25 protein-coding genes are annotated in these 22,065 nt (G+C 68.6%); 13 read left to right on the plus strand and 12 right to left on the minus strand.

The annotated features are described in order from the left end of the window. Positions 1-2 precede the first annotated feature (2 nt). The 5 genes from G0Q01_RS25435 to G0Q01_RS25455 form a co-directional block, all read right to left on the minus strand. Positions 3-794 carry an ABC transporter ATP-binding protein gene (locus G0Q01_RS25435; RefSeq protein ID WP_164189016.1) on the minus strand — a complete coding sequence of 264 codons (792 nt, stop codon included), beginning with the start codon at positions 792-794 and terminating at the stop codon, positions 3-5. Further along, entirely contained in the window at positions 791-1,768 is a 978-nt protein-coding gene (locus G0Q01_RS25440) for an iron chelate uptake ABC transporter family permease subunit (protein ID WP_164189018.1), read from the minus strand. The genes G0Q01_RS25435 and G0Q01_RS25440 overlap by 4 nt, the downstream gene beginning before the upstream one ends. Further along, positions 1,765-2,751, minus strand: coding sequence for an iron ABC transporter permease (locus G0Q01_RS25445; protein ID WP_164189020.1), 987 nt, complete (start codon positions 2,749-2,751; stop codon positions 1,765-1,767). Before G0Q01_RS25445 ends, G0Q01_RS25440 begins: the two co-directional genes overlap by 4 nt. Next, entirely contained in the window at positions 2,751-3,752 is a 1,002-nt protein-coding gene (locus tag G0Q01_RS25450) for an ABC transporter substrate-binding protein (RefSeq protein WP_164189022.1), read from the minus strand. Before G0Q01_RS25450 ends, G0Q01_RS25445 begins: the two co-directional genes overlap by 1 nt. A gap of 177 nt (positions 3,753-3,929) precedes the next feature. After that, positions 3,930-4,943, minus strand: a complete 1,014-nt coding sequence (locus G0Q01_RS25455; protein WP_164213958.1) for a zinc ABC transporter substrate-binding protein — start codon at positions 4,941-4,943, stop codon at positions 3,930-3,932. Between the two features lie 147 nt (positions 4,944-5,090). Here G0Q01_RS25455 and G0Q01_RS25460 point away from each other — a divergent pair, with 147 nt between their 5' ends. From G0Q01_RS25460 to G0Q01_RS25470, 3 genes are read left to right on the plus strand one after another with little or no spacing between them, the layout of a single operon-like run. Beyond that, positions 5,091-5,582, plus strand: a complete 492-nt coding sequence (locus G0Q01_RS25460; RefSeq protein ID WP_108966464.1) for a transcriptional repressor — start codon at positions 5,091-5,093, stop codon at positions 5,580-5,582. Beyond that, positions 5,579-6,346 carry a metal ABC transporter ATP-binding protein gene (locus G0Q01_RS25465; RefSeq protein ID WP_164189026.1) on the plus strand — a complete coding sequence of 256 codons (768 nt, stop codon included), beginning with the start codon at positions 5,579-5,581 and terminating at the stop codon, positions 6,344-6,346. Before G0Q01_RS25460 ends, G0Q01_RS25465 begins: the two co-directional genes overlap by 4 nt. Further along, a complete protein-coding gene (locus tag G0Q01_RS25470) occupies positions 6,346-7,140 on the plus strand; it encodes a metal ABC transporter permease (protein ID WP_164189028.1) in 795 nt (264 codons plus the stop codon). The genes G0Q01_RS25465 and G0Q01_RS25470 overlap by 1 nt, the downstream gene beginning before the upstream one ends. A 24-nt stretch (positions 7,141-7,164) precedes the next feature. Here G0Q01_RS25470 and G0Q01_RS25475 read toward each other — a convergent pair whose 3' ends face one another. The 3 genes from G0Q01_RS25475 to G0Q01_RS25485 form a co-directional block, all read right to left on the minus strand. Continuing rightward, positions 7,165-9,090, minus strand: a complete 1,926-nt coding sequence (locus G0Q01_RS25475; protein WP_235940402.1) for a capsular polysaccharide biosynthesis protein — start codon at positions 9,088-9,090, stop codon at positions 7,165-7,167. A 116-nt stretch (positions 9,091-9,206) separates the two neighbouring features. Continuing rightward, positions 9,207-10,349: a polysaccharide biosynthesis/export family protein gene (locus tag G0Q01_RS25480; protein WP_164189032.1), complete on the minus strand. Its 1,143-nt coding sequence runs from the start codon at positions 10,347-10,349 to the stop codon at positions 9,207-9,209. 95 nt (positions 10,350-10,444) lie between these two features. Then, positions 10,445-11,755 carry a capsule biosynthesis protein gene (locus G0Q01_RS25485; RefSeq protein WP_164189034.1) on the minus strand — a complete coding sequence of 437 codons (1,311 nt, stop codon included), beginning with the start codon at positions 11,753-11,755 and terminating at the stop codon, positions 10,445-10,447. A 145-nt stretch (positions 11,756-11,900) separates the two neighbouring features. On the opposite strand from G0Q01_RS25485, the gene G0Q01_RS25490 reads away from it, so the two are divergent. From G0Q01_RS25490 to G0Q01_RS25535, 10 genes are all read left to right on the plus strand, one after another. Next, positions 11,901-12,488: a riboflavin synthase gene (locus G0Q01_RS25490; RefSeq protein WP_108966451.1), complete on the plus strand. Its 588-nt coding sequence runs from the start codon at positions 11,901-11,903 to the stop codon at positions 12,486-12,488. Positions 12,489-12,699: 211 nt separating this feature from the next. Next, positions 12,700-12,858, plus strand: a complete 159-nt coding sequence (locus G0Q01_RS25495) for a hypothetical protein (protein WP_164189036.1) — start codon at positions 12,700-12,702, stop codon at positions 12,856-12,858. Between the two features lie 128 nt (positions 12,859-12,986). Next, entirely contained in the window at positions 12,987-13,904 is a 918-nt protein-coding gene (locus tag G0Q01_RS25500) for a cation diffusion facilitator family transporter (RefSeq protein ID WP_164189038.1), read from the plus strand. Between the two features lie 110 nt (positions 13,905-14,014). Beyond that, on the plus strand, positions 14,015-14,641 hold the full coding sequence (locus tag G0Q01_RS25505; protein ID WP_108966446.1) for an ATP-dependent Clp protease proteolytic subunit: 627 nt from the start codon (positions 14,015-14,017) through the stop codon (positions 14,639-14,641). Positions 14,642-14,797: 156 nt separating this feature from the next. Beyond that, entirely contained in the window at positions 14,798-16,063 is a 1,266-nt protein-coding gene (clpX, locus tag G0Q01_RS25510; protein ID WP_095881278.1) for an ATP-dependent Clp protease ATP-binding subunit ClpX, read from the plus strand. Between the two features lie 155 nt (positions 16,064-16,218). Continuing rightward, on the plus strand, positions 16,219-16,701 hold the full coding sequence (locus tag G0Q01_RS25515) for a hypothetical protein (protein ID WP_164189040.1): 483 nt from the start codon (positions 16,219-16,221) through the stop codon (positions 16,699-16,701). Between the two features lie 4 nt (positions 16,702-16,705). Next, complete coding sequence (locus G0Q01_RS25520) at positions 16,706-17,068, plus strand: RidA family protein (protein ID WP_108966440.1); 363 nt, start codon at positions 16,706-16,708, stop codon at positions 17,066-17,068. A gap of 80 nt (positions 17,069-17,148) precedes the next feature. Further along, on the plus strand, positions 17,149-17,532 hold the full coding sequence (locus tag G0Q01_RS25525) for an NADH:ubiquinone oxidoreductase subunit NDUFA12 (protein ID WP_164189042.1): 384 nt from the start codon (positions 17,149-17,151) through the stop codon (positions 17,530-17,532). A 17-nt stretch (positions 17,533-17,549) separates the two neighbouring features. After that, entirely contained in the window at positions 17,550-17,999 is a 450-nt protein-coding gene (gene mlaD / locus G0Q01_RS25530) for an outer membrane lipid asymmetry maintenance protein MlaD (protein ID WP_164189044.1), read from the plus strand. Then, positions 17,996-18,361 carry a DUF2155 domain-containing protein gene (locus G0Q01_RS25535; RefSeq protein WP_164189046.1) on the plus strand — a complete coding sequence of 122 codons (366 nt, stop codon included), beginning with the start codon at positions 17,996-17,998 and terminating at the stop codon, positions 18,359-18,361. The genes mlaD and G0Q01_RS25535 overlap by 4 nt, the downstream gene beginning before the upstream one ends. On the opposite strand, the gene aat is transcribed toward G0Q01_RS25535, so the two are convergent. From aat to G0Q01_RS25555, 4 genes are all read right to left on the minus strand, one after another. After that, on the minus strand, positions 18,325-18,960 hold the full coding sequence (aat, locus tag G0Q01_RS25540; protein WP_164189048.1) for a leucyl/phenylalanyl-tRNA--protein transferase: 636 nt from the start codon (positions 18,958-18,960) through the stop codon (positions 18,325-18,327). The two genes, G0Q01_RS25535 and aat, sit on opposite strands and share 37 nt — an antisense overlap. A 66-nt stretch (positions 18,961-19,026) precedes the next feature. Continuing rightward, positions 19,027-20,379, minus strand: a complete 1,353-nt coding sequence (accC, locus tag G0Q01_RS25545) for an acetyl-CoA carboxylase biotin carboxylase subunit (protein ID WP_164189050.1) — start codon at positions 20,377-20,379, stop codon at positions 19,027-19,029. A gap of 9 nt (positions 20,380-20,388) precedes the next feature. Next, a complete protein-coding gene (accB, locus tag G0Q01_RS25550) occupies positions 20,389-20,880 on the minus strand; it encodes an acetyl-CoA carboxylase biotin carboxyl carrier protein (protein ID WP_164189052.1) in 492 nt (163 codons plus the stop codon). A gap of 209 nt (positions 20,881-21,089) precedes the next feature. Next, complete coding sequence (locus G0Q01_RS25555) at positions 21,090-21,806, minus strand: hypothetical protein (RefSeq protein WP_164189054.1); 717 nt, start codon at positions 21,804-21,806, stop codon at positions 21,090-21,092. Between the last annotated feature and the right edge of the window lie 259 nt (positions 21,807-22,065).

Genomic DNA, 22,065 nt, shown 5'->3' on the forward strand with positions numbered 1-22,065 from the left:
GCTCAGAGCGGGATGACCATCGGCGTGCCGGTCACCGGGTCGGGATCGACGCGGGCGGCAAGTCCGAAGGCGGTCTGAAGCTGTGCGGGCGTCAGCACCTCCCAAGGGCTGCCGGTGGCGACGAGCCCGTCGCGGCCCAGCAGCACCAGCCGGTCGGAGAAACGCGCCGCGAGGTTCAGGTCGTGCAGCACCGAGACCACCGTCAGCCCGGCTTCGCGGTTGCGGCGGCGCAGCAGTGCCAGCACCTCGATCTGATGCACGAGGTCGAGGTAGGTGGTCGGCTCGTCGAGCAGCAGGAGCGGCGCGGATTGCGCCATCACCAGCGCGATCCAGGCCCGCTGCCGCTGCCCGCCAGAGAGCTCGCCAATGGGACGGTCGGCGAATGCGCTCATCTGCACGGCGGCCAGCGCGTCGGCGCAGGCAGAGGCATCCTCGTCGCGCCAAGGGGTGAAGGGGCCGCGCCACGGCGTGCGGCCGCGCTTGACGAGATCGGCGACGGTGATGCCCTCGGGGGCGATGGGGCTCTGCGGCAGGATCGCCAACTCGCGGGCCAGCGCGCGGGTGTCGCGGCGGTGGATGTCCTCGCTGTCGAGCAGCACGCGCCCGGCAGAGGGGGCGAGCAGCCGGGCCATGGCGCGCAGCAGGGTGGACTTGCCGCAGCCGTTCGGGCCAAGGATGGCGGTCATTTCGCCGCGCGGCAGCGCGAGCGACAGCTCCGCGATCACCGGGCGCTCGGCGTACCCCAGCGAGAGGCGCTCGGCGGCGAGGCCGGCGGGGGGCAGATCAAGGGTCATAGCTCGCCTTTCTCCATTTCGCGCGACAGGCGCCAGAGCAGGTAGGGGGCACCGAGAAGCCCGGTCATCACCCCGGCGGGCAGCTGGATGCCGGGCAGCGCCGCGCGGGCGGCAAGGTCGGCGACCACCAGCACCAGCGCACCGGTGCCCGCGGCCGAGAGCATCTGTCCGCGCAGCCGCCGCGCGCCGGTGATCCGCGCGCCAAGCGGGCCGGACATCAGCGCGATGAAGGGCACCGGGCCCGCCACCGCCACGCCCGCCGCCGCCAGCAGCACGGCGGTTCCGGCCAGCGCTAGGCGCGCCCGACCGACGCGCAGGCCGAGCCCGGCGGCGAGGTCCTCTCCCAGCTCCAGCGCGGCGAGGCGGCGCATCTGCGCCAGGGCCAGCGCCGCCAGCAGCGCGCCAATCAGCCACACCTGCGCCACATGGGTCCAGTCGCGCGCTGCCAGCGAGCCCGTCAGCCATCGCTGGGCTTCGGCGGCCTGCGGATGCGGGAGCAGGGTCAGCAGGAAGCTCGACAGCGCCGAGGCGATGAAGCCGATGCCGAGCCCGACCAGGATCATCGTCAGCGGCGGCGTCGCATGGCCCCTGCGCTGCGAGAGCAGCGCGACCAGCAGCGCCGCCGCCAGACCGCCGCCCGCCGCCAACAGCGGCGGCGGCAGGGTGAGGCCGAGCGCGATGGCGGCGATGATGGTCAGCCCCGCGCCCGCGGTGAACCCCATGATGTCCGGCGCCGCGAGCGGGTTGCGGAAGAGCGCTTGGAAAAGCGCGCCCGAGAGGCCCAGAACCGCCCCGGCACCCAGCGCCGTGACGACCCGAGGGCCGCGGATCGTGCCCAGCACCAGCGCGCCGGGGCCCTCGCCGGTGCTCAGCCCCTGCCAGAGCAGGGCGGGGCTCAGCTGCACCGGCCCCAGCGCCAGCGCCGCCAGCGTCGCGCAGAGCAGCAGCAGACAGAGCGTCAGAGCCCCCTTCATGCGGTGGCCCCGGGGCGCAGGCGCCGTGCCACCCAGAGGAAGATCGGCCCGCCGATCAGTGCCGTCATGACGCCCGCCCGGACCTCGGCGGGCGGCATCACCACCCGGCCCAGCGTGTCGGCAAAGAGCAGCAGTGCCGCGCCCAGCAGGGCGGAGGCGAGAAGTTCGCGGCGCAGCGCATGGCCCGCGACGCGCCGGGCGAGCGGCGGCACCATGAGGCCCAGGAAGGCGATCGGCCCGGCGACCGCCACGGCCGCCCCGGTGCAAAGCGTCACCACCGCCAGCGCCGCCGCCTGCACCCGGCGGGGCTTCGTGCCAAGACCGCGCGACAGCGCCGAGCCGAGCGAGAGCGCCTCGATCTGCGGGGCGACGGCCAGCGCCAGGATCCCCCCGGCTGCGGCGATGAGAGCCATTTCCATGAGCGGGCGGCTGGCGGCCTGGGTCAGCGATCCGGCGACCCAGAAGCGGAACATGTCGAGCGTGTCCTGCCGGATGAGCACGATGGCGGTAACCAGCGACAGCAGCAGCGCGTTCAGCGCCGCGCCCGCCAAGGTCAGCCGCACCGGTCCCACGTCGCCGCGCAGCCCGCCTCCCAGGGTGAACACCAGCGCCGAGGCGAGCGCCGCCCCGGGGAAAGTCAGCAGCGCCACCGAGGTGGCGTCCGAGGTGCCCAGGGCCGTCGCCCCGATGAGCAGCGCGAAGGCGGCCCCGGCGTTCACCCCGAGCAGTCCGGGGTCGGCCAACGGGTTGCGGGTCATCACCTGCATGACGGTGCCGGCGATGCCGAGTGCGCCGCCCGCGATCAGCCCTGCCGCAAGGCGGGGCAGGCGGATCGCCATGAGGGTCACATGTTCGGGGTTGGTCGGATCGTAGGCCCGCAGGGCCTCCAGCGCCACGGCGGGCGTCACCGGCCGGGCGCCCACCGAAAGGGCGAGCGCGAGCGCCAGTGCCAGCAGCGTGAAAAGACCGAGCAGGCGGAGCATCAGAGCAGGCCGGCCTCGGAGGCGCTCGGCACCACGGTTGTCGGATCGCCGTCGAGGGCGGCACTGATCTCGGGCTCGAGCCGCTTCAGCGCATAGGGCACCGACAGCACGCTGCCGAAGGAGAGCGCGCCCGAGAGCAGCGCGTCGCAGAAGGCCTCGCGCCCCTCGGCGTTGGCGCGCAGGGTGCGGCGCATAGCGAGCGCGGCGAGATCGTCGGCCTGTCCACCGTCCGAGATCCACAGCAGCAGGTCGGCGTCGATGGGCGAGAGGTCCTCGGGCGAGAGCGCGGTGTAGAAGTCGTCGGTCCCCTGCATCTGCGCCAGCGCCTCGGGCAGGCGGAAGCCCATCTCGCGCAGCACCTGCGCGCGGCTGTCGCCGCCGAGGAAGGCGCTGGTCTGCCCGCCCTCGTGCCAGGCGCAGACGGCGCTTTGGCCCTGCCAGTCGGGGTGCCGGGCACGCAGAGCCTCGAAGCGGCCGTGCAGGTCGGCGACCAGCGCCTCGGCGCGCTCCGAGGTGCCGGTGGCGCGGGCGAGCATGCGCAGCTCGGCGTCCCAGGGCATGCCGTAGGTGGTGAATTCGGGCGCCTGCATCAACACCGGGGCGATCTGCGACAAGAGCGCGTATTCGGCCTCGGAGATGCCCGAGCCGATGGCGACGATGAGAGCGGGGGCGAAGCTGGCGACGGTCTCGATCGACACCTCGCCGGTCATCAGCATCGGCTGCCCGTCGCCGAGCAGCGGCTGCGCCCAGGGCCAGACACCATAGGGGTGATCGCCGTACCAGTAGCGGATCGCCTGCGGCACGATGCCGAGCGCCAAGAGACTGTCCTGCGTGGTGTAGCCCAGAGAGACGACGCGTCTCGCCGGCGCCGCGAGGACCGTCTCGCCATAGGCATGCGCAAAGCGCAGCTCCTCGGCGGCATGCAGTTTCGGGGCTGCGAGCAGGCTGGCGGCCCCGGCAAGGAAGCCGCGGCGGCTGAGAGAGGCGAGGGGCGTGGTCATCCGGTTTCCTTGCGCGGCTGTGGCGCCGTGAGTTCCGCAAGGTCTGAGAGTGGCAAACCCCGGCGACGCGGCGCCCGCGTCCTTTATCCAAGCTAATTAGTCGGGAAATGCGGCAAGGAAAAGCCCCTTTGCCATCAAGGCAAAGAGGCGTCGCGCAGCGGGATGTCGGGGTAGAGCTTATTGAGCGGCGCAATCCGCGATGCGCTGCGCCATGTCCTCGATCAGCGCCGGGTAGAAGCCGGGGCCGGGCTCGAGCGTGGCGCCGAGCGGGTCAATCTCGGCCACCGGGGTGCCCGCGCCTTCGGTCACCGCCGCGATGAGGCGCGGGTCGAATTGCGGCTCGGCAAAGACGCAGGCCGCTGCGGCGCCGCTCAGCGCATCGCGCAGCGCGTCGAGGCGGGCCGGGCTGGGGGTGGTGGCATCCGAGAGCGAGATCGCACCCAGCACGGTCAGCCCGAAGCTGTCCTCGTAGTACTGGAAGGCGTCGTGGAAGACGACGAAATGGTTGTCCTTCACCGGCGCGAGCGTGGCTTCGGCGGCGGCGCGGGCCTCGGCGATGCGGGCCTGCGCGGCCTCGGCGTTGGCGGCATAGGTCTGGGCGTTCTCGGGATCCTGCGCCGCAAGGCTCTCGGCAATCGCGGTCAGCCAAGTCGCGGCATTGTCGACCGAGAGCCAGGCGTGGGGGTCGTCGCCCTCGTGGTGGTGTCCGCCCGCCTCGTGACCATGGTCGTGATGGTCCTCGTGCGCATGGTCGTCATGACCGTGATCGTCATGCGCGTCGTGATCGTGCGCCTCCTCGTCGTGCCCGCCGTGGTCATGATCCCCCTGCGCACCGGGCTCGGCGAAAAGCACGTCGTCGCGCGCCGCGAGATGCCGGGTGCCGGGCAGGTCGAAGAGCGAGACTGCGCTGCCCGCCTGTGCGATCGAGTCGATCTTGCGGGCGAGGTCCGGGCTCAGCTCCTCGCCGATCCAGAAGACCAGGTCGGCCTGCTGCAGCGCGCGCGCCTCGGAAGGTTTCAGCGCGTGGCTGTGCGGAGAGGCGCTGGCGGGGATCAGCAGGTCCGGTGTGCCGAGGTCGCCCATCACGCTGGCCACCAGCCCCTGCACGGGGGCGATGTCGGTGACCACCTTAGGCACCTCGGCGAAAGCGGGGCTGGCGAGCAGAAGGGCGGGGAGGAGGGAGCGGTACATCGGGGCCTCTTGCGTGACGGTCGGGAATCAAGGTGTGTTATAAAGTAACAACAGGTGGGGTTGATATCGGCAACACTATAACATATCAACCCCCATCCACCGCGGTCCCGCTCCGGGGGCGAGATGTCAGGCATCAGGGCAGACGACATGACAGAGCATACCGATCCTCTCGGGTTCACCCCGCACAACCACGCGCATTGCCGCGAGAGCGCCCTGCAGGCGGCGGAAGACACCTGCGCGCGCGAGGGGCTGTCGCTCACCAAGCAGCGCCGCCGGGTGCTCGAGCTCTTGCTGCGCAAGCACAAGGCGATGGGCGCCTACGAGCTGCTCGATGCCATGCGCGACGACGGTCAGCCGGCGCAGCCGCCGACGGTGTATCGGGCCCTGGACTTCCTCGTCAGCAACGGCTTTGCCCACAAGATCGAGCGGCTGAACGCCTTTGTCGCCTGCGCCCATCCCGGCGAGCGGCACAAGCCGGCCTTCCTGCTCTGCAGCGCCTGCGGGCTGGTGGCCGAAATGCGCTCGCAGGGGATTGGCGAGGCGGTGAAGGCCGCCGCCGAGGAGCTCGATTTCGCGCTCGAGCGGATGGTGGTCGAGGCCGAGGGGCTCTGCCCGCACTGCCGCGGAGCCGCCGCATGACGCTGATCGAGGCGCGTGGCCTGCAGGTCACGCTGGGCGAGCATCCGGTGCTTCAAGGTGTCGATTTCCACGTCGATCCCGGGGAGATCGTCACGATCGTCGGGCCGAACGGCTCGGGCAAGTCGACGCTGCTGCGCACGCTGATCGGCGCGGTCCGGCCGCAGGCGGGCAAGGTGACGCGCAAGCCGGGGCTCCGGCTCGGCTACGTGCCGCAAAAGCTGCAGATCGACGCGACCCTGCCGCTGACCGTGGCGCGGTTCCTGTCGCTGCCGCAGCGGATCAGCCGCGCCGAGGGCCGTGCCGCGCTGGAAGAGGCCGGGGCCGGGGCGCTGGAGGAGCGGCCCATGTCGGGACTCTCGGGCGGCCAGTTCCAGCGCGTGCTGCTGGCGCGGGCGATCCTCGGAAAGCCCGAGGTGCTGCTGCTCGACGAGCCGACGCAGGGGCTCGACCAGCCGGGCTCGGCGGCCTTTTACCGGCAGATCGAGCAGATCCGCGCGCGGCTTGGCTGCGCCGTGGTGATGGTCAGCCACGAGCTGCACGTGGTGATGAGCGCCTCGGACCGCGTGGTCTGCCTCAACGGCCATGTGTGCTGCCAGGGCCACCCCGAGACGGTGGCGCAGGCGGCGGAGTACCGGGCGCTTTTCGGCACCGGCACCCATGGCGCGCTGGCGCTCTACCGACACGAGCACACGCATACGCACGATCATGCCCATGACCATGCGCATGACCATTCCCACCACGATCACGCAGGGCACGGGCACTGATGCTGGACGATTTCCTTGTACGCGCGGCGCTGGCGGGGCTCGGCCTTGCCTTGGCGGCGGCACCCCTCGGCTGCTTCGTATCGTGGCGGCGCATGGCCAACTTCGGCGATGCTACGGCCCATGCGGCGATCCTTGGCGTGGCGCTCTCGCTGGCCCTCTCGCTGCCGGTCTTTGCCGGGACGCTCTTCGTGGCGCTGGTCATGGCGGTGCTCGTGGGCGCGCTGAGCGAGCGCGGGCTTGGGATCGACACGGTGCTGGGCGTGCTGGCGCATGGTGCGCTGGCGATCGGCCTCGTGGCGATCACCTTCGTACCGGGCGCGCGGCTCGACCTCTCGGCCTATCTCTTCGGTGACATCCTCGCGGTGACCAAGAGCGATTTGCTGGTGATCTGGGGCGGGGCGGCGCTCGTGCTGGCGCTGCTGCTCTGGCGCTGGCAGGCGCTGCTGACCGCGACGCTCTCGCCCGACCTTGCCCATGCCAGCGGCATCGACCCGCGACTGGAAAGCCGGGTGCTGACCGTGGCGCTGGCGCTGACCGTGGCGGTGGCCATCAAGGTGGTGGGCGTGCTCTTGATCGGGGCGATGCTGCTCATCCCGGCGGCGGCGGCCCGGCCCTTTGCGCGCACGCCCGAGGCGATGGCGCTGATGGCAACGGGGATCGGTGGGGTTTCTGCATTGGCCGGGCTCGAGGGGGCGCTGCTCTTCGACACGCCCGCGGGTCCGAGCATGGTCTGCGCGGCAACGCTGATCTTTGCGGTCACGGCGAGCCTCGGGGCGCTGCGCGGGCGGCGCTGAGCGCCAACGGCGGCCCCCGGCGCGTCAGCGCCAGAAATGCGCCTGCGAGGCAAGCAGCCCCTGAAGTTTCGACAGCAGCCGGTTGGACAGGCCGGGGTGCGGGATCGCACCCTGCTCCAGCCTCTCCGCGACGACCTCTACCGTGCAGGGCAGGCCGCTCACCGGATCGCGGTACCGCGGGTAGGCGATGAGGGTGGCGTGGACCAGCGCCTCGAGCGTGGGCCGCTGTCCGGACAGGCGGCGCGCCGGGACCGGCCCGAGGTCGCGCGTCAGCCCCCATCCGGCGTAGAATGGCGCGCCGAGCGTCGTGACGGGAACCCCGCGCAGCAGCGCCTCGAAGCCGGAAAGCGACGTCATCGTCCAGACCTCCTGCACCTGCCGCAGCAGAGCTCCCATGTCCGTGCCCTCGACCGTCAGGTCGGACCAAAGTTCGGGCTGCGAGACAGCGCCCCTGCGCAGCCCGGCGCTGACGTCCGGGTGCGGCTTCCACAGCAGCACGGCCTCGGGGTTCTCGGCGCGGGTGCGGGCGAGCAGCGCGGCGTTGCTCTGCATGTCGGGGCTGCCGAGGCGGATCGAGGCATCATCTTCAACCTGCCCGACCACGAGGATGCGACGCCCGTCAGGCAGGGCCGGGGGCTGCGTTCCGAGGTTGTATTTGGTCAGACCCGCGCCGGTGAGCCGCGCGATGAGCCGCTGAGTGCGGTCCTGCTGGTCGGGGCGCAGCTCGGGCGCTTTCGCGAGGATCGTTTCCAGCCGCGAAGGCCGGGTCGGATCGTAGTAGATTCCCAGATCGTCGAGCACCAGCGACAGCGGCGGAACCAGCTCGGCCCCGAGCCCGCGCGAGCGCAGGAAGCCGTCTTCGACTCGCACCACGTTCCCCTCGGCCTTGCCCGCCCAGGTCATGCGGCGGCGACCGGTTTGTACAGACTTGCGGTCGGCGGCGGCGCCTTCGGCAAAGACCACCCCTTTCTGCCCGCCAAAGAAGCGCTGTAACGCGCCCCGTTTCCACAGTCTCATGCCCGAGGCGACCCAGCCTTGCCGGTCCTCGCGCCACGCCCGGGTCTGCGCCTCGAGCGCGCCGAGAGCGTCCTCGAAGGGGCAGAGCGTGTCGCGGCATGGATCGTACCAGGTGGGATGGAGGATCATCGCCCCGGCAAAGAGCTGTGCCCGGGTCAGGCTGCGGTTCCGGCGTGGCAAAGGCATCTCGTCCTGCGTCAGCCCCCATCCCGCATAGAAGGGCGTGCCGAAGACACGGGGGCGGTGCCCGGCAAGGATCGCCTCGAAGCCCATCTGGGAGCTGAGCGTGTAGACCGCCACAGCCCCCTCGAGCAGCGCCCAGGGAGAGACGGGATCGGTGCAGAGGCTGACCCGCCCCTGTGCCTCGTCTTGGGTGAAATGTCCCGGCCGCAGCCCCTGCGCGGTCTCTGGATGGGTCTTGATCACGATGCGGGCGCCGGGATTTTCCTCCTGGGCCCAGTAGAGCATCTCGAGAAAGCGGTTGCGGTCGCCGCCCGAGGCGCGGACCGAGGCGTCGCCCTGCGTCTGGTCGATGACCAGCACGTAGCCGGGCCCGGGCACCGGGTGCGCGGGGTCGAAGCCGCTATACTTGGTGAGATGCGCCGCGCGCATCCGGGCAATGCCGCCGCGGGCGCGCGCGAGCAGAGCGTGATCGTCGAGCGGGTGGGTGGCCAGCAGGGTCTCCAGGTCCGAAGGCGTGCTGGCGTCGAAATGCACGCCCGTACGGTCGAGCAGCAGCCCGAGCGGGGGCTGTCCCTTGCGGCCCGGGTGCAGCGAGCGCAGGAAGGCGTCCTCGATCCGCAGCAGAGGTGCCCCGTAGCGTGCCGCCATCGCCTCGCCGCGCGCGGCGTAGGGAGACTGGCCCCAGACGCCGACGTGATCCTGCGCGGAGGGGAGGCCCAGGGATACCTTCCAGCCAGCCAGTGTCAGCATCCGCCGCAGCCGGCGCTGGGTCAGGAAACCGCCGGTGTAGACATAGAGACGCCGGGGGATTTCTCCCCCGGCGCTGCCCTGTCCCTCGTTATGATTATTCAGGGCCTTGTCCTTAATCAGTTGGTCACCGCGTCGCGGACGGTCGAGACGGTTGCGATGGCGGTCAGCGTGCCGGTGAGCGAAGTGATCGCCTTGCTCCATTGGGCATAGGGCGCCTCGGTGACGTAAAGCGTGTCCTGGTCGCGCACCACGAAGTCGCGCGCCATGAACATGCCGTTGGGCTTGGTCAGGTCGAGCACGTAGACCATGCGCTGTGCCCCGATCAGATCGCTGCGACCGAGCACCTGGTTGGCGATGTCGGCGGGCTCGTTGCGGAAGATGAACACGCCGGTCGGATCCGAGGCCGAGGGCACGAGGCCGCCGACCTGGGCGATCGCCTCGACGGCCGAAAGCGTCTGCGTCTCGAAGGGAACGCGGGCCTGGGTGCCGGTGGCGCCGAGCGCGGTGAAGGCCCGGGTGTCCTCCTCGACGAGGATGCGGTCGCCGCCGCGCAGGGCGATGTCGAAGCGCGGGTTCTTGTAGAGGTCCTGGAACCAGATTTTGCCCTGGTTGCCGCCACGCAGCACGGTGATCTGGGCGATCTCGGGCTGGATGGTGATGCCGCCAGCGCGGGCCAGCATCGACGAAAGCGTCCGGGTCGGGCGCTCGATGGCGTAGACGCCCTGACCGCCCACGGCGCCGACCAGACTGACGGTCGAGCCGTCACCGGCAAGGCGGCGCACCTCGACCTGCGGGTCGGGGGTCTGATCCTGCAGCTTCTCGGTGATGATCCGGCGCACGGTCTCGGGCGAGTTGCCCGAGGCTCTTATGCGGCCGGCGTAGGGCACGAAGATGAAGCCCGAGCCATCGACCTGCACCTCTTCAAGCGCGGTGGCATTGGTTTCGGCAGCGGCCAGCAGCCCGTCGTCGACGTTCTCCCAGATCGTCAGGCCGAGCGTATCGCCGGGCTGGATGGTGTCGGAGCCGACGAGGCCGGCGCCCTGGAACTGGTCGGAAAAGCCGAGCGCTGGCACGACGGCGGTGGCGCGGGTCACCCGGTCGTTGACCGAAACGATGAAGGCATCGCCTTCGCGCTGCACGGAACCGGAGTAGATTTCATCCTTGTTGGGACCGACGCGGGGCAGGGCGCAGGATGCCAGAATCGACACTGCGGCCAGAAGGGCGGCGGATTTCGCCCATCGGGAGCGGGACTGTTTCACGGCTCGGTCTCCTCGACCTGTTCTTATCTGCCTCAGGTTTTTTGCGTAAGGTACGGAAATGCGGTTTCAAAAGCGAGTCCGGCCTTGGCGCGGGCTCAGCGGACCAGCCGCAACTGTTGCCGAGGCGCCGCGGTCCCGTTGCGCAGCGCGTCGTAAGGATCGTGAGGGGAGAGCATCATGTCGACCACCTGCCGCAGAAGTTGTCTGCGCCCGCGCGACGCGTAGAAGCCACCGGGAACTTGGCTGGTTTCAAGCAGATACCGCCGGTAGTCCTTGTAGGCGCGGCTGTCTGGGCGGGTCGGCAAGGCGAAGAACTCGGGCAGCGGCTGATCAGAGACGAACTCGGGCTTGGCATAGACCGCGCGGCCGAAGGTCCTGAGCGGAATGCCGCGCCAGAGCACCTGCTGTCCGGCGGTTGAATTCACCGTCACCGCGCTGCGCGCGTCGTCGAGAAGCCTTGCCAGCTTGCCGCCGGGGACGAAATGCACCCGGTCGGCGATGCCGAGCCGACGCGCGGCCTCGGCGATCATGCGGCGCAGCGGCAGCTGGCCATTCTCAAGAGGATGGGCCTTGAACACCAGATGATGGTGCCTTGGCGCGCCTTCGGCGAAGCCGTCCAGTACGAGGTCGACGAACTCGGCCATGCTGCCAAACGGCGAATGCTTGCGGAAGCTGGAGTCGTGCTCGAGCTGCAGCAGCACGAGGTGGTAGGGGTAGCCGCCGCGGCGGATCTGCAGAGTCTCGAGGAAGCGCTCGACCCGGGTCAGCGGCATCGTCAGCAGACGTTTCAGGTAGAGTTGGAACTCGCGCGCGACGGGCAGGTCGCGATGGGCGCGGAAGTTGCGATAGTCGCCGTTTCGGAACATCACGAACCAATGGTAGAGCGCGCCATAGAAGATGTGCTGGCGCATGTCGCCCCAGTGGCCGGGGGGCAGGGGGGCTTCCATGTCGGACCGTGCCAGCGCGGCGCGCATGTCCGCCACGTCCATCTGCATCAGCCGCGAATGCCCATTGGCGCCGCCGCGTTCGTAGGTCACCCAGTAGGGGCGCATGTAGCCTTCCTCGAAGACATGGACGCGCAGCCCGCGGCGACGCGCCTCGGTCACCGCCTCGGCGTGGATGCCGCGCGTGTCGCCGTAAAGCACGAGGTCGGTGACACGCTTCTCGGCGAGCAGGGCGGCGATGCGTGCGGGCCAGTCCTCGGGGGTGCCGTTGAAGGGCAGGTAGCTCTCGCCGTGGAACCAGAACGCGCGGTCTCCGGCATTGAATCCGACCCGCCAGACCTCGGCCCCGGTGCGGCGCAACATGGCGCCGAGACGATGAAAGAACGGACCGTGCGGCCCCTGCAGGAAGAGGAAGACACGGCGCGGTGGCGCTGCTGGCTGGTCTGCGGTTGCCTTGGACATGGGCACTCGTTAAGGATCGGCCTACTCGTAAGGGGTTGGCGTCCGGCTCTCCGGCCCGATGGCCCTCCCTAGCGGCAGTATTTGACCAAAATAAGGCCCGTGACCAGAGATCTATGGCGCTCGGGGCCGTCGAGAGGATTTGCAGATGTTCACCGGCATCGTCACCGACATGGGGGAAATCCGGGCGCTCGAACAGGCGGGCGACCTGACCGCGCGCATCGGCACCGCCTATGACACCGCGGGCATCGAAATCGGCGCCTCCATTGCCTGCGACGGCGTCTGCCTGACCGTGGTGACTTTGGGCGAGGACTGGTTCGACGTGCAGATCAGCGCCGAGACCCTGTCCAAGACCAACCTTGGATCCTGGGAACCCGGCAAGCGGGTCAATCTCGAGCGGGCGCTGAAGGTCGGCGACGAGCTGGGCGGGCACATCGTGTCGGGCCATGTGGACGGGCTGGCGGAGGTGGTCTCGATCCAGGACGAGGGGGACAGCACCCGCGTGCAGCTGCGCGCGCCGGACGAGCTGGCGAAGTTCATCGCGCCCAAGGGCTCGGTGGCGCTCAACGGCACCTCGCTGACCGTCAACGAGGTGCAGGGCACCACCTTCGGCATCAACTTCATCCCGCACACCAAAGAAGTGACCACCTGGGGTGGCGTGAAGCTAGGCGACAAGGTCAATCTCGAGATCGACACCATGGCCCGCTACGTCGCGCGCCTGCGCGAGATGAGCTGAGCCGACCGGTCCCGTCCCGCGCCTGTGAACGGCTCCCGCCCGGGGGCCGTTTTTCTTTGTCGCGCGGAAACATGCCGTTGCGCCGTGTCCTCGCAGGATCGTGAGCCCGTCTTGACCCGGCGTTGCTGCATAGTCGGGTGGATCGCGCCGCAGAGCGCCCCATATGAAATGCCAGCGCCCCGCACAAACAGGCAAGAAGAAGGACGCCCCGATGAGCTTTCGCCACTGGATTCTCTGCGCCGCCGCCCTGCTGTCGCTGTCTGCGGCGCTGGGGCTGTTCCCGAAGAACGAGCACGCCGAGCGGCCTGGCTACGATATCACCCGCACGCTCCAGCATGCGGTGCCCGAATCCCGCGACGCTGTGCTCTGACAGGCTGACGGCCTGACGACCCTCACTCCCTCCGATCCCGCGGTTGGACAGGGCGCCGGTTGCCGCCGCGCCGTCTGTATCCTGCCGCCCCTATTGACCTTCCCGGCGTACGAGCGCCTGATGCCCGCATGAGTCACCACCATCACCACCATCATCACGTGGACCCCGAGGCCGGCGATTTTCGCATGGCGCTCGCGGTCGGCGTGAACATGCTGCTGACCGTCGCGCAAGTGGTGGGCGGCATCCTCTCGGGCAGCCTCGCGATGATCGCCGACGCGCTGCACAATTTCTCGGATGCGATCTCGCTGATCATCGCCGCGCTGGCGCGCAAGATCGCGCGCCGCCCGGCCAATGCCGAGATGCCCTTTGGCTACGCCCGGGCCGAGACCGTGGCGGCGCTGATCAACTACACCACGCTGATCGTCATCGGCGTCTACCTGATGATCGAGGCGATCCTGCGGTTTCTCTCGCCCGAGCCGGTGCAGGGCTGGATGGTGGTGATCATTGCCGCCGTCGCGCTGGTGATCGACGTGGTGACCGCGCTGCTGACCTATTCGATGTCGAAGGACAGCCAGAACATCCGCGCCGCCTTCCTGCACAACGTGGCAGACGCCATGGGTTCGCTCGCGGTGATCTTGGCGGGGACGCTGATCCTGCTTTTCGGCTGGACCTGGATCGACCCGCTGGTGACGCTGCTCATCGCCGGATACATCCTGTGGATGGCCTTTGCCGAGATCGGCGGGGTGATCCGCGTGCTGATGCTGGGCAGCCCGCCTGACGTGGTGCCGGCGCAGGTGCTGGAGGCGGCGCAGGCGATCGACGGCGTCGCGGGGCTGCACAAGGCGCACTTGTGGCAGGTCGACGAGCACAACGCTGCGCTGCAGGCGCATCTTGTGGTCGATGAGGGCGCCTGGGCCCGCGCCGACGGGATCAAGCGCGCGGTGAAGGAGGAAATGCAGAGCCGCTTCGGCTTGCGGCAGGTGACGCTCGAGCTGGAATGCAGCCGACACAGTTGCGCGTCACCGCAGGACTGGGGCGACGCATGAGCCGGGGAATTGGCGCGCCAGCCCTTGCAGCCCCTTTGGCCCGACACTAAGACTCGTTTAACGCGCGCGCGCTAGGCACCATTTGGACACGACAGAGCAGGCAGGCGAAGATGAAAGACCCATTTGAAACATACATGAACACCCTCGTCCCCATGGTCGTCGAGCAGACCAGCCGTGGCGAGCGGGCCTACGATATCTTCTCGCGGCTGCTGAAGGAGCGTATCATCTTCCTCTCGGGCCCGGTGCATGACGGCATGTCCTCGCTGATCGTGGCGCAGCTGCTGCACCTCGAGGCCGAGAACCCGGGCAAGGAAATCTCGATGTACATCAACAGCCCGGGCGGCGTGGTGACCTCGGGTCTGTCGATCTACGACACGATGCAGTACATCAAGCCCAAGGTCTCGACGCTGGTGATCGGGCAGGCGGCCTCGATGGGCTCGCTGCTGCTTGCCGCGGGCGAGCCGGGCATGCGCTTCTCGCTGCCGAACAGCCGCGTCATGGTGCACCAGCCCTCGGGCGGCTACCAGGGCCAGGCGACCGACATCATGATCCACGCGGAAGAGACGCTGAAGCTGAAGAAGCGCCTCAACGAGATCTACGTGAAGCACTGCGGCCGCACCCTCGAGGAAGTCGAGCGGGCGCTCGAGCGCGACAACTTCATGTCGCCCGAGGACGCCAAGGCCTGGGGCCTCATCGACGAGATCGTCGAGAAGCGCGGCAGCGCCGACGCGGCGTAACCCGCCGCCCGTGCCGCGCGCCGACCTGCGCGCGGCAATTTTGACATTGTGGACCGGAAAGGCCTGTCCTAGACTTTCCGGACTTGGCAGAGACGATAGGCCTCGTCGGGGCAACGGCCCCGACCAATGCGAACACAAGGCCTGGAAAGGTGTGACATGGCGACGAACTCCGGCGGCGACAGCAAAAACACCCTGTATTGCAGCTTCTGCGGCAAGAGCCAGCACGAGGTGCGCAAGCTGATCGCGGGACCGACCGTCTTCATCTGCGACGAATGCGTCGAGCTCTGCATGGATATCATCCGCGAGGAGACCAAGGGCGCTGGCCTGAAGTCCTCCGACGGTGTGCCCACGCCGCGCGAGATCTGCGACGTTCTGGACGATTACGTGATCGGCCAGATGAAGGCGAAGCGCGTGCTCTCTGTGGCCGTGCACAACCACTACAAGCGGCTCAACCACTCGCAGAAGAGTGGCGACATCGAGCTGGCGAAATCCAACATCCTGCTGATCGGCCCGACTGGCTGCGGCAAGACGCTGCTGGCACAGACGCTGGCGCGCATTCTTGACGTGCCCTTCACCATGGCCGATGCGACCACGCTGACCGAAGCTGGCTACGTGGGCGAGGATGTCGAGAACATCATCCTCAAGCTTCTCCAATCGAGCGAGTACAACGTCGAACGCGCGCAGCGCGGCATCGTCTACATCGACGAGGTCGACAAGATCACCCGCAAGTCCGAGAACCCCTCGATCACCCGCGACGTGTCGGGCGAGGGCGTGCAGCAGGCGCTGCTGAAGCTGATGGAAGGCACCGTGGCCTCGGTTCCGCCGCAGGGCGGTCGCAAGCATCCCCAGCAGGAATTCCTGCAGGTGGACACCACGAACATCCTGTTTATCTGCGGCGGCGCCTTTGCCGGTCTCGACCGGATCATCGCGCAGCGCGGCAAGGGCTCGGCCATGGGCTTTGGCGCCGATGTGCGGGACCCCGACCAGCGCGGCACCGGCGAGATCTTCAAGGAGCTGGAACCCGAGGACCTGCTGAAGTTCGGCCTGATCCCGGAATTCGTCGGCCGTCTGCCGGTGATCGCGACGCTCGAGGATCTCGACGAAGACGCCCTGGTGACGATTCTCACCCAGCCGAAGAACGCTCTGGTCAAGCAATACCAGCGCCTCTTCGAGATGGAGGACACCACGCTTACCTTCACCGACGATGCGCTCTCGGCCATCGCGAAGAAGGCGATCGCGCGCAAGACCGGCGCCCGTGGCCTGCGCTCGATCCTCGAGGGCATCCTGCTCGACACCATGTTCGAGCTGCCGGGCATGGCCGATGTGACCGAGGTCGTGGTGAACGAGGAGTCGGTGAACGCCGACGCCAAGCCGCTGCTGATCTACACGGACCCCAAGAAGGAGCCCGCGTCGGCCGGCTGATCCAAGCGTGACAAGTGACTTTCTGGTATGAGTAAATGACTTGGTTCCTGGCGCAGCTTGTGCAGAACGCTTTGAGAATGCTTGCCGTCGTGGCAGGCATTTTCTTTTTGGGGGGATGGGCATGGTTCGCCTATTTACACGGGCGTGACGCCGACGTGCGCAGACTTCCGCCCCCTCACGAGGTGCAGGCCCGCTACGGCAGCGCAACACCTGTGCCCGGCACGGGCTCGCTTGCGCCGGGGCCCGAGGCCTATGCCCGCAAGGTGTTCGGGGGGCTGCTCCCGATCGAGGAGGTGCTGGCCAGCAAGCTTGCTTCGGACGAGGGCAAGGGGTGCACCTACGCGATCATCCGGACCGGCACCGGCGTTGCCAACGCGCCGCCAACCTCGGCGTTCGGAACCGTCTGGTGGGAACGCTTCGGCGGCGACTGGCGGCAGTCGCCGGAACGGCTCTTCGGCAAGTTGCCGGTCGACGTGCTGGACGAGTGCCGCGGCGAGTGGCAGTCGGAGCTGGGCGCCGAGCTGCAGCACGCGCTCGACACGCCTGGCAACTGGTACATGCGCAACGCAACGGCCGAGGACCTTCACATCTTTTCCGCCGATGGCCGCCTTGCGGCGCGCATCCGCTTCGGGAGCTGACCCCATGACCCTCAAACGCATTTCCTCGGGCGGCGAATTCGAGGCGAAGATCGGTTATTGCCGCGCCGTCGTGGCGGGTGGCTTTGTGCATGTCGCGGGCACGGTGGGGCAGGGGGAGACGGTGGTCGAACAGTGCCGCTCTGCGCTGGCCACCATCGAGAAGGCGCTGGCAGAGGCCGGGGCGAGCTTCGCCGATGCGGTGCGGGTGACCTACTACCTGCCCGACGCCGCCGAGTTCGAAGCCTGCTGGCCGCTGCTGCGCGAGACCTTCGGAGACAATCCGCCGGTCGCGACGATGCTCGAGACCGCGCTGATCGACCCGAAATTCCGGATAGAAATCGAATTGACCACACTCGCCCCCGCCTGAGGCCGAAGGCGCACCGTCGCCGCTGGACCTCGGCGGCGGATTTGGTCATACACGGGACAGGATCAAGCGAGGAGTCGTCCATGGGCATTCTCAATACGTTGCTGCGGGCCGTTACCTGGTGGAACGGGGCGACGCTGAACACCCAGCTCTACACGTCCCGCAAGGGCCAGCGCGTCGGCGAGGACGAGCAGGGGAACGTCTTCTACCAGACCAAGGACGGCACGCGCCGCTGGGTCATGTACAACGGCGAGGCGGAAGCCACCCGGGTCAGCCCCCAGTGGCACGGCTGGCTGCACCACACCTTTGATGCGCCGCCGACCGAGCGCCCGCTGCCGCACAAGGCCTGGGAAAAGCCGCATGTCGAGAACCTGACCGGCACCGCCTTGGCCTATGCGCCCAAGGGCTCGATCCGTCGCCCTGAGCCCGCCCCGCGCCGCGACTACGAGGCGTGGAGCCCTGAATAAGAGCCCGGAATAATCCCATGTCGCACACTGCCACAGAGGTGACCGTCGGCGGGCTGGTGCTGGCTGGGGCCATTGCTTTCTCGGCTTATGCGGTCAGCGCCACTGGCTTCGCCATCGGTGGCGACAGGGGGTACGCGCTCGACGCCAGCTTCCGTTCGCTCGAGGGTATCAGCGTAGGCAGCGACGTGCGGCTAGCGGGGGTAAAGGTCGGTTCTGTCAGCGAAATCCGCCTCAACCCGGAAACCTATCGCGCCGACATGACATTGATGGTCCAGGACGATGTGCAGCTGCCCGACGACAGCTCGATTGTCATCTCCTCCGAGGGGCTTCTGGGCGGCAACTTCGTCGAGATCAGCCCCGGTGGTTCGCCCTTCTATTATAGCGCGGGCGACGAGGTGCTGGACACGCAGGGCTCGGTCAGCCTGATCTCCCTGCTGCTGAAATACGTCGCGGGAGGAAGCGAATGAAACGCGCTTTGGCAGGGCTGATTATGCTGGCCTCGACCGCGACCGCGGCCGGGGCACAGGACGCCACAGAAACCGGCTCGGGCGCGGTGCTGCGCGGGCTGGACAAGCTGACCGGGCGGGCGACCGACCTCGAGGTAGCGTCGGGCGCCAGCGTCGCCTTTGGCCGCATCGAGATCGCGCTGCAGGAGTGCCGCTACCCCGAGGGCAACCGGGCAGGCGATGCCTTTGCCTTCCTGACCATCCGCGAGGCGGGCACCCCGGACGCGGTGTTCCGCGGCTGGATGATCGCCTCGTCTCCGGCGCTCAACCCGATGGATCACCAGCGCTACGACGTCTGGGTGCTGCGCTGCACCACCTCCTGACCTGAGTTCGCCAGCGGCGTGCCAGAAAGGTCAGGCGTCACCAGGAGCGCCGTCGCGAGCTGCGCGCGGTACTGCTGGCGGGGGATCTCGATCGCACCCAGGCTGGCGAGGTGTTCGGTCAGGAATTGCGTGTCGAAGAGTATGAAGCCCGCGCGTTTCAGCAGGTCGATCAGCCAGGCCAGCGCGATCTTCGAGCCATCCCGGCGGCGGGAGAACATCGACTCGCCGCAGAAGGCGCCGCCCACTTCGAGGCCATAGACACCGCCGACCAGCTCGTCCTGCATCCAGACCTCGATCGAATGGGCATGGCCGCGTCGGTGCAGCTCGGCGAAGAGCGCGCGGATCTCGGAATTGATCCATGTCTCGCGCCTGTCGGCGCAGGCGTCGATCACCCCCTCGAAATCTCGATCGAAAGTCACCTCGTAATCCTGCCGGCGCAGCCGCCGGGCAAGGCTGCGCGAGATGCGAAAGCCGTTCATCGGGATGACGCCTCGGCGGCGCGGGTCGACCCAGAAAAGCTCTGGATCGTCGCGGTGCTCGGCCATGGGGAAGACGCCGGCGCGATAGGCCTGCAGCAGAAGCTCGGGGCTCAGACTCATACGGCCCCTCCCCGGGATCGGGAAGGGGCCGCACACATTGATTGCTCCGATCTGCTCACGCGTGGATCAGGCGTCGGCGAGCTTGCTGGCCAGCCATTTCTCGAGCCAGTGGATCGAGTAGTTGCCGGTCAGGATGTCTTTCTCCTGCAGCAGCGCGGAGAAGAGCGGCAGCGTGGTGTCGACGCCATCGACGATCAGCTCGCCAAGCGCGCGGTCGAGCCGCGACAGCGCCTCGCTGCGGTCGCGCCCGTGCACGATCAGCTTGCCGATCAGGCTGTCGTAATAGGGCGGGATCGAGTAGCCCTGATAGAGCGCGCTGTCCATCCGTACGCCAAGGCCGCCCGGCGCGTGGTACTGGGTGATCTTGCCGGGGCAGGGCGCGAAGGTCGGCAGACGCTCGGCGTTGATCCGAACCTCGATCGCATGGCCGTTGATCTCGAGCTCGTCCTGCCCGAAGGACAGGTCCATGCCCGAAGCCACGCGGATCTGCTCGCGGACAAGGTCGACGCCGAAGATCGCCTCGGTCACCGGGTGTTCCACCTGCAGGCGGGTGTTCATCTCGATGAAGTAGAACTCGCCGTCCTCGTAGAGGAACTCGATGGTGCCGGCGCCGGTGTAGTTGATCTTGGCCACGGCGTCGGCGCAGGTCTTGCCGATGCGCGCGCGCTCCTCGGGGGTGATGCAGGGGCCGGGGGCCTCTTCAAAGACCTTCTGGTGGCGGCGCTGCAGCGAGCAGTCGCGCTCGCCGAGGTGCACCGCCTTGCCCTTGCCGTCGCCGAAGACCTGGATCTCGATGTGGCGCGGGCGCTGCAGGTACTTCTCGATATAGACCTCGTCGTTGCCGAAGGCGGCCTTGCCTTCTGCGCGGGCGGTCTGGAAGGCCCGCTCCATCTCGGCCTCGGAGGCCGCGACTTTCATGCCGCGCCCGCCGCCGCCGGCGGTGGCCTTGATGATCACCGGGTAGCCGATGTCGCGGCCGACCTGCTTGGCGGTCTCAAGGTCGGGCACGCCGCCGTCCGAGCCGGGCACGCAAGGCACGCCGAGCGCCTTCATCGTGTCCTTGGCGGTGATCTTGTCACCCATGACGCGGATGTGCTCGGCGGTCGGGCCGATGAAGGTGAGGCCGTGGTCCTCGACCATCTGCACGAAGCGCGCGTTTTCCGACAGGAAGCCGTAGCCCGGGTGGATCGCCTGGGCGCCGGTGACTTCGCAGGCCGAGATGATGGCGGCCGGCGACAGGTAGCTTTCCGACGAGGGTGCGGGGCCGATGCAGATCGTCTCGTCGGCCATGCGCACGTGCATGGCGTCGGCGTCCGCCGTCGAGTGGACCGCCACCGAGGCGATGCCCATCTCGCGGCAGGCGCGGATCACGCGGAGCGCGATCTCGCCACGGTTTGCGATGAGGATTTTGTCGAACATGGCTGCCTCTTACTCGAGGATGACCAGCGGGGCGCCGTATTCGACCGGGGCGCCATCCTCGACGAGGATGCGCTTGACCGTGCCCGCGCGCGGGGCGGGGATGTGGTTCATCGTCTTCATCGCCTCGACGATGACGAGGGTGTCGCCTTCCTTTACCTGCGCGCCGACCGAGATGAACGACGGGGCGCCGGGCTCGGGCTGCATGTAGACGGTGCCGACCATCGGCGAGGTGACGGCGCCGGGGTGCGCGGCGGGATCCTCGGGCAGCTCTGCTGCGGGTGCAGCTGCGGGTGCCGGTGCGGCGGCGGGGGCTGCGGCCGGTGCGGCGGCGACGGTGGCGGTCACCGGGGCCTGCGGCTGCACGCGGCTCACGCGGACATTGAGGCTGTCTTCTTCGCCATATTCACGCTTGACCTGCAGTTCGGTCAGGTCGTTTTCACGGAGCAGTTCAGCCAGTGCCTTGATGAAGGCCACGTCGGCTTCGTGGTTGTCTTTGCTCATGCGGTCCTCGCCGGTGTTATGCTGGGCCCGGTCGGTGCAGGGCCTGATGATTTCGCGCTTATAAGACAAGCTTTGGCGCATGAAAAGCGAGGCGGTGCGGGAAAACCGGCGAGAGCGGGGCAGGAAGCGCGGGGTCTTCACCCGGGACCGGGCCCAAAAACCGGGATGGCGAGCGCTTGCAGGGGCTTGCGGAGGTCCGGCTGGGACGCTCAGCCCGTGCCCAGGGCCTCCGCCTGCCGCCCGAAGGGGGCCGAATCACTGCCGTAGGCGTGTGGGGTCGGTGCGGCGACCGGCGTCGTGCGGCGCGCGTCCCGGCGGGAGACCGGCAATTCCTCGCCAGCTTCAATGCCTCGGGAAGTCGGGTCGGGCGCCTCGGTCGGGGCCGCAGGGGCGGTACCCTGCGACAGCGCCGTTTCTGCCCGGGCGGGGGCCAAAGCGGACTCCGCCTGCTCCGGGGCCCCTTGCCCGCCGCCGGGCCCGGCCGTGGCGGTCCGGGTGGTTGGGTCTGCACCGGGATCGGCGCCCGCGATCTGCCCGGGCCCCTCGTCTTGCGGCGGCGGAGCAGTCGGTTCCGTCTGTGCGGGAGGCGGGCTTTTGACCCCGATACGGGCGATGGCCTTGTCGCGCAGTTCCTTCAGCAGCGCTTCGGCCTGCTCTTCGAGCAGGGCCGAGATGCGGATCTGCATGATCGAGGGCGGGGCCACGTGATTGGCCGGGTCCGGCAGGCCGGTAAGGCTGCGCCAGAAGCCGGTGGGCGGCTGGCCGTCGGTCCCATGGTCGGCGCCATGATCCGTGTCGGTCGTGGACTGCTCTTTGACCGGTTGCACCTTGGTCTCCTCGGCCGTCCTGACCGGGGCGCCGGGCAAGCCGAGGGGGTGCCCGGTGGCCAGAGGTGCCACCACTTGGGGAACACCTGTCAACTGCATCGAAATGCTCCGTCTGCTATCGGCCCCACGGGATCGAGACTAGCACAAGGCGGCTGCCCGGGCATCAGGATGTCGCGAATTCTTCCTAGTTTTCGGTAAACTGGTTAACCGCAGCTGACCGCCCAGAGACGACAAAGGGCCCCCTGAGGGGCCCTTCGGTTCGGCGGCAAAGGGGCGCTACGCCTTGTTCGCGCGGTTCTCGATGAGGTCGTCGACGACCGAGGGGTCGGCGAGGGTGGAGGTGTCGCCGAGGGCGCCG

Origin of the sequence: Salipiger sp. PrR007, assembly GCF_010499845.1 — a bacterium.
GTDB lineage: Bacteria > Pseudomonadota > Alphaproteobacteria > Rhodobacterales > Rhodobacteraceae > Salipiger > Salipiger pacificus_A.

Excerpts from the sequence above, each read along its gene's own strand:
- G0Q01_RS25435 (WP_164189016.1), bottom strand. The coding sequence starts at position 794 with ATGACCCTTGATCTGCCCCCCGCCGGCCTCGCCGCCGAGCGCCTCTCG.
- G0Q01_RS25440 (WP_164189018.1), bottom strand. The coding sequence starts at position 1,768 with ATGAAGGGGGCTCTGACGCTCTGTCTGCTGCTGCTCTGCGCGACGCTG.
- G0Q01_RS25445 (WP_164189020.1), bottom strand. The coding sequence starts at position 2,751 with ATGCTCCGCCTGCTCGGTCTTTTCACGCTGCTGGCACTGGCGCTCGCG.
- G0Q01_RS25450 (WP_164189022.1), bottom strand. The coding sequence starts at position 3,752 with ATGACCACGCCCCTCGCCTCTCTCAGCCGCCGCGGCTTCCTTGCCGGG.
- G0Q01_RS25455 (WP_164213958.1), bottom strand. The coding sequence starts at position 4,943 with ATGTACCGCTCCCTCCTCCCCGCCCTTCTGCTCGCCAGCCCCGCTTTC.
- G0Q01_RS25460 (WP_108966464.1), top strand. The coding sequence starts at position 5,091 with ATGACAGAGCATACCGATCCTCTCGGGTTCACCCCGCACAACCACGCG.
- G0Q01_RS25465 (WP_164189026.1), top strand. The coding sequence starts at position 5,579 with ATGACGCTGATCGAGGCGCGTGGCCTGCAGGTCACGCTGGGCGAGCAT.
- G0Q01_RS25470 (WP_164189028.1), top strand. The coding sequence starts at position 6,346 with ATGCTGGACGATTTCCTTGTACGCGCGGCGCTGGCGGGGCTCGGCCTT.
- G0Q01_RS25475 (WP_235940402.1), bottom strand. The coding sequence starts at position 9,090 with ATGCTGACACTGGCTGGCTGGAAGGTATCCCTGGGCCTCCCCTCCGCG.
- G0Q01_RS25485 (WP_164189034.1), bottom strand. The coding sequence starts at position 11,755 with ATGTCCAAGGCAACCGCAGACCAGCCAGCAGCGCCACCGCGCCGTGTC.
- G0Q01_RS25490 (WP_108966451.1), top strand. The coding sequence starts at position 11,901 with ATGTTCACCGGCATCGTCACCGACATGGGGGAAATCCGGGCGCTCGAA.
- G0Q01_RS25495 (WP_164189036.1), top strand. The coding sequence starts at position 12,700 with ATGAGCTTTCGCCACTGGATTCTCTGCGCCGCCGCCCTGCTGTCGCTG.
- G0Q01_RS25500 (WP_164189038.1), top strand. The coding sequence starts at position 12,987 with ATGAGTCACCACCATCACCACCATCATCACGTGGACCCCGAGGCCGGC.
- G0Q01_RS25505 (WP_108966446.1), top strand. The coding sequence starts at position 14,015 with ATGAAAGACCCATTTGAAACATACATGAACACCCTCGTCCCCATGGTC.
- clpX (WP_095881278.1), top strand. The coding sequence starts at position 14,798 with ATGGCGACGAACTCCGGCGGCGACAGCAAAAACACCCTGTATTGCAGC.
- G0Q01_RS25520 (WP_108966440.1), top strand. The coding sequence starts at position 16,706 with ATGACCCTCAAACGCATTTCCTCGGGCGGCGAATTCGAGGCGAAGATC.
- G0Q01_RS25525 (WP_164189042.1), top strand. The coding sequence starts at position 17,149 with ATGGGCATTCTCAATACGTTGCTGCGGGCCGTTACCTGGTGGAACGGG.
- mlaD (WP_164189044.1), top strand. The coding sequence starts at position 17,550 with ATGTCGCACACTGCCACAGAGGTGACCGTCGGCGGGCTGGTGCTGGCT.
- G0Q01_RS25535 (WP_164189046.1), top strand. The coding sequence starts at position 17,996 with ATGAAACGCGCTTTGGCAGGGCTGATTATGCTGGCCTCGACCGCGACC.
- aat (WP_164189048.1), bottom strand. The coding sequence starts at position 18,960 with ATGAGTCTGAGCCCCGAGCTTCTGCTGCAGGCCTATCGCGCCGGCGTC.
- accC (WP_164189050.1), bottom strand. The coding sequence starts at position 20,379 with ATGTTCGACAAAATCCTCATCGCAAACCGTGGCGAGATCGCGCTCCGC.
- accB (WP_164189052.1), bottom strand. The coding sequence starts at position 20,880 with ATGAGCAAAGACAACCACGAAGCCGACGTGGCCTTCATCAAGGCACTG.
- G0Q01_RS25555 (WP_164189054.1), bottom strand. The coding sequence starts at position 21,806 with ATGCAGTTGACAGGTGTTCCCCAAGTGGTGGCACCTCTGGCCACCGGG.